General features: G+C 57.9%; 2 protein-coding genes. Both read left to right on the top strand.

Annotated features, from left to right (window positions below; genetic code table 11):
• A partial coding sequence (locus OA56_RS09105; RefSeq protein WP_461584816.1) for an efflux RND transporter periplasmic adaptor subunit occupies positions 1 to 866 on the top strand: 866 nt, incomplete at its 5' end.
• Positions 867 to 882: 16 nt separating this feature from the next.
• On the top strand, positions 883 to 4,035 hold the full coding sequence (locus tag OA56_RS09100) for a CusA/CzcA family heavy metal efflux RND transporter (RefSeq protein ID WP_461584815.1): 3,153 nt from the start codon (positions 883 to 885) through the stop codon (positions 4,033 to 4,035).
• Positions 4,036 to 4,574 lie beyond the last annotated feature (539 nt).

Below are 4,574 nucleotides of genomic sequence, written 5' to 3'. Positions count from 1 at the left end.
AATTTACAGAAAGGATGGTACACAACCTCAGACGAGGCCAAGTTTTGGCCGTCATCGCCAGCCCGGCGGCATCAGAGCAGCGCAGCGAGTTGCAGACAGCACAAAAGCGATTGACCTTGGCCAAGACCACGTATGAGCGTGAAAAGCGGCTCTGGGAGCAGAAGATCTCTGCCGAGCAGGACTACCTGCAAGCCAAGCAAGCCTTACACGAGGCAGAGGTCGCCGTGGCCAACGCCCAGCAGAAGCTGTCCGCCTTGGGTCTGACATCAGGATCTTCGGGGGGGCTCAATCGCTTCGAGCTGCGCGCGCCATTCGACGGCTTGGTGATCGAAAAACATCTCAGCCTCGGTGAGGCAGTCAAGGAAGATGCCGCCGTGTTCACCGTGTCTGACCTGGGACAGGTCTGGGCCGAGATCAACGTGCCCGCGAAGGATTTGCCGCTGGTCAGGGTTGGCGAGAAGGTCACCATCAAAGCGACGGCCTTCGATGCCAGCGCGACCGGAACCATAACTTTTGTGGGTTCGTTGATCGGTGAACAGACTCGCATGGCCAAGGCCCGCGTGGTCTTGTCCAACCCCAAGGGCGTTTGGCGTCCTGGTCTGTTTGTCAGTGTGGAGGTGACTGCATCGGAGGCGGAAGTACCCGTGACTGTGGCCAGTGACGCCATTCAGACCTTGGGCGACAAGCCCGTGGTGTTCCTGAAAGTGAACGGAGGCTTCATTGCCCAGCCCGTGCAGTTGGGCCGCAGTGATGGCAAGCGGGTCGAGGTGGTGCAAGGACTCAAGCCGGGGGCTCCCTACGCGGCAGCAGGAAGTTTTGTCGTGAAGTCTGAGCTCGGCAAAGCCTCTGCCGAACACACCCATTGATACCGGAGTCGCGCACATGTTTGAAAAACTTATTCGAGCAGCCATCGAACATCGATGGTTGGTGTTGCTAGCAGTCATCGGTATGGCGGCCGTCGGCGTATTCAACTACCAGAAGCTCCCCATCGATGCAGTGCCGGACATCACCAACGTCCAGGTACAGATCAACACCCAAGCACCGGGGTACTCACCGCTGGAGACCGAGCAACGGGTGACTTACCCGATTGAGACCGCGATGGCGGGCCTTCCCAACCTGGAGCAAACCCGTTCCCTGTCCCGCTATGGACTGTCACAGGTGACCGTGATCTTCAAGGACGGCACCGACATCTACTTCGCACGCCAATTGGTCAACGAACGCATACAGGAGGCGCGCGACAAGTTGCCCTCTGGAATTACCCCGGCGATGGGTCCGATTTCGACCGGCTTGGGCGAAATCTATCTGTGGACGGTCGAAGCCAAGGATGGTGCGAAGAAGCCTGATGGCCAACCCTATACGGCCACCGATCTGCGCGAGATTCAGGACTGGATCATCAAGCCACAGTTGCGCAACGTGCCCGGCGTCACAGAAATCAACTCCATTGGCGGCTATTCCAAGGAATACCAGATCGCCCCTAATCCTGAGCGCCTCACCTCGCTGGGCGTCACCTTGCAGGACATCGTGACGGCATTGGAGCGCAACAACGGCAACGTGGGCGCGGGCTATATCGAAAAGCGTGGCGAGCAATATCTGATTCGAGCGCCCGGTCAGGTCAAAACCTTGGAGGACATCAGCAACGTGATCGTCAGCAGCGTCGGTGGTGTGCCGATCCGGGTGCGTGACGTGGCCGAGGTTGGGCTGGGGCGTGAACTGCGCACGGGTGCCGCCACAGCCAACGGGCGCGAAGTGGTGCTGGGCACGGCCTTCATGCTCATCGGCCAGAACAGTCGAACCGTCTCTCAAGCAGTCGACAAAAAAATGGTTGAAATCAACCGCAGTCTGCCTGAAGGCGTTCATGCGGTGACCGTTTACGACCGTACTGTCTTGGTGGACAAAGTCATCAGCACGGTGAAGAAGAACTTGTTGGAAGGCGCGATCCTGGTGATCGTGATCCTATTCCTGTTCCTGGGCAACATTCGCGCGGCCATCATTACGGCGGCCGTGATCCCCTTGTCGATGCTGTTCACCTTTACGGGGATGGCGACCTACAAGGTAAGCGCCAATTTGATGAGTCTGGGGGCACTGGACTTCGGCATCATCATCGACGGGGCGGTTGTGATCGTCGAGAACTGTGTGCGACGTCTCGCCCATGCACAAGCTCAGTACGGCAGGCCTTTGACGCGCTCGGAGCGTTTTCACGAGGTATTTCTTGCCTCCAAGGAATCGCGCCGCCCGCTCTTGTTTGGTCAGCTCATCATCATGGTGGTGTACCTGCCCATCTTCGCCCTGACCGGCGTTGAAGGAAAGATGTTCCATCCCATGGCGTTCACAGTGGTTGCTGCGCTGGTTGGGGCGATGATTTTGTCAGTGACTTTCATCCCGGCTGCAGTCGCGCTGTTCATCGGCAACCGCGTCAGCGAGAAGGAAAACTGGCTGATGGTGCAGGCCAAGCGCTGGTACGGTCCTTTGCTGGACCGTGTCATGGCTGCCAAGGCCGTCGTCTTGGCGGTTGCCGCAGTAGCGGTGGTTCTGTGCGGCTTGATCGCGACCCGCATGGGCAGTGAATTTGTGCCCAGCTTGAACGAAGGCGATTTCGCCATTCAGGCTTTGCGCATTCCTGGCACCAGCCTTTCGCAGTCAGTGGCAATGCAGCAGCAGCTGGAATCAACGCTCAAAGCCAAGTTCCCCGAGATCGAACGCATTTTTGCGCGAACGGGAACGGCCGAGATCGCCTCCGACCCGATGCCTCCGAACATCTCCGACGGTTACATCATGCTCAAACCGCAATCGGAGTGGCCGGAGCCACGCAAGTCGCGTGACGAGTTGCTTGCAGCGGTGCAAGAAATCGCCGGCAAGATTCCGGGCAGCAACTACGAGTTCTCTCAACCGATCCAGCTGCGGTTCAACGAACTCATCTCAGGTGTCCGCAGCGACGTTGCGGTGAAGATATTCGGCGACGACATGGCCGTCTTGAATAAGACGGCTGAAGAAGTCTCGTCAATGCTGCAGAAGATCCAGGGCGCGTCCGAGGTCAAGGTTGAACAGACCACTGGATTGCCAATGCTGACAGTGAACATTGATCGTCAGAAGGCCGCCCGCTATGGTCTGAACGTGGGTGATATCCAGGACACCGTGGCTACGGCCATCGGAGGGCGTGAGGCCGGGACGCTGTTTGAAGGCGACCGTCGATTCGACATCGTGGTTCGGTTGCCAGAATCCCTGCGCAACGACTTGGAAGGCATGAAGCGCTTGCCGATTCCTTTGCCGCGCGGAACAGGTACGGGAGGTCTTGAAGGCCGAACCAACTTCATTCAACTGGGTGAAGTGGCGAGCTTCGAGTTGGCACCCGGCCCGAATCAGGTCAGCAGGGAAAATGGAAAACGTCGCATCGTTGTAAGTGCCAACGTTCGTGGTCGAGACGTGGGCTCGTTCGTCGCGGATGCAAAAGCAGCTCTGGCACAGGTCAAGATCCCTCCTGGGTATTGGACGAGTTGGGGCGGAACTTTTGAGAACCTGCAGTCGGCAACACAACGCCTGCAGATCGTTGTTCCAGTCTCTCTGCTCCTGGTGTTCGTCTTGCTCTTTGCGATGTTCGGCAACGCCAAGGATGGTTTGCTGGTTTTTACCGGCATTCCGTTCGCGTTGACGGGTGGAATCCTGGCGCTGTGGCTGCGCGACATCCCCATGTCGATCTCGGCGGCAGTGGGCTTCATCGCGCTCTCAGGCGTCGCCGTACTCAATGGCCTTGTGATGATTTCCTACATCCGCACCCTGCGAGAGGAGGGAATGCCTCTGGACGCGGCCATTCGGGACGGCGCGTTGACCCGTTTGCGTCCCGTGCTGATGACGGCCCTGGTGGCGTCTTTGGGTTTCATCCCGATGGCGATTGCCACTGGAACCGGCGCAGAAGTTCAGCGGCCCTTGGCCACTGTGGTGATCGGCGGCATCGTGTCTTCCACATTACTGACGCTACTCGTACTCCCCATTCTTTATCGTCTGGCCCATCGACCAGACGAGCAAGAAGAGGATACGTAGTTCGCTATTGGGGTGATGGACACCATCCGCTGGATATTTCGGTCAATGGCGGGACTGCGATGGAAACTGTTCCGAACTCAATGATCCGCCTACGGGTAAAGGCTGGCAGCCATCGAATCGCCTTCAGTGCTGGCGGGAAGTCGTTTGACCGAACAATTTCCGGCATGGCAGGAGAGGTTCGCTTGGTGGGCATTACTGGCACAGACTGGTCTTGGGGTAGTTCGTCTCACGCGTGGGCAGACGACTCTGATGATCAGGTCAAAAGACAGGCTCGCCGGTCTCGTCTGATCAAAGATATATCGTTGCTGTGAACAGACTCGGCCAAATGGTCGAATCCGTGCCCTCAAGACCCACCTGTTACTATCTGTCTCTGAAAGCGGACGCGGGTTCGGTTCCGTGCTCCACCACCAACACCAAAAATCCCAACCCTTATCGGTTGGGATTTTTTTGCTCATTCCCCCAGCATTGGCGCGGATTCCGGCCTTTGCCTCTTGAGCACGTACCTCGGGCAAGTCAAGATAGTTGTCGCCTGATTCATG

It is taken from the genome of Tepidiphilus sp. HLB4, assembly GCF_054823945.1.
Note: the sequence above shows the minus strand (reverse complement) of the source record. Positions and strands in the feature narration are given on the sequence as shown.